We start from the raw sequence: 1,030 nt of genomic DNA on the forward strand, positions 1-1,030 counted from the left end.
TGCCCGATAGAGCCGCCAGAAATATAATCGCTCCCCAGCCGGCCCCCTGCCAAATGTTCTGTAACAGCCACACCCACCGGAAATAGCTGGGATCCGTCATCAGTTCAATCCGGCCCAGCCCCCAATCCTCCAATAGCTGATTGATGCCTCCGGAGCCGGTGGCGAAGAGCACGATCGTAATACCGACGATCACGACCCATGAAATAAAATTGGGCGCATACAGAATGGTTTGGACCGCCGTCTTGATCCGTCTGGCTCTCACTTCATTCAGCAGCAGGGCAACGAGGATCGGGGCCGGGAAAAAGAACAGCACATCCAGCAGATTGAGCAGCAGCGTGTTTTTGAGAATCAGCAGGAAGTCGCCTTCGGCAAATAATCTGCGGAAATAATGAAGACCTACCCATTCGCTCCCCGTTATTCCCTTAAAGGGACTATACTTCATAAAGGCGATCGAGATCCCGAACATCGGGATATATTTGAAAATGATAAAATAGAGCAGACCCGGTAGGATCATGAGATAAATCGGAAATGCCCTCTTCCAGTACGCTTTCATGTCTTCAACCCTCCAACTCGCTGTAAAGCCAGCCTGGAAATAAACGGCCCCAGGCGGCCTCAGCCGCCCGGGACCTTCAGGCGAACGTTATGGATTCGCCGTGTATGCGGCATTCACTTCTTCGATTATCTGGTCTCCGCCGTTACTCTTCCATTCCTTGATCGCTTCATCGATGCTCTCCACCGGCTTTTTGCCTGCGATGATTTCAATGACGGTTTTGTGGAAGCTGTCGTCCAGCGCCGTCCCTTTCTCCAAGTACGTATTGGACGAGAACAAATAGGCATCGGCTGCGTTCTTATACGGATACTTGCCAGCGTTATCAATGGATTGCTCCATTTCTTTGGCCCATGTGGGATCGCTCCACTTGTAGGTGTTGAATGTATTGGAATTGTTCCGTAATACCCAGTTCCACAAGAGACTCTGCCGCCCCTCGCCTTCGGCCTTCAGCTCATCGGTCATTTCATAGGCTCCGCTGCT

General features: G+C 51.7%; 2 pseudogenes. Both read right to left on the reverse strand.

The window, feature by feature from the left end:
• Positions 1 to 553 (reverse strand): annotated as a pseudogene (locus tag CPT76_RS35365) (sugar ABC transporter permease); the annotation flags it as partial.
• An 87-nt stretch (positions 554 to 640) separates the two neighbouring features.
• Positions 641 to 1,030 (reverse strand): annotated as a pseudogene (locus tag CPT76_RS35370) (hypothetical protein); the annotation flags it as partial.

The organism is Paenibacillus sp. AR247, assembly GCF_002968895.1.
GTDB classification, from domain to species: domain Bacteria; phylum Bacillota; class Bacilli; order Paenibacillales; family Paenibacillaceae; genus Paenibacillus_AQ; species Paenibacillus_AQ favisporus.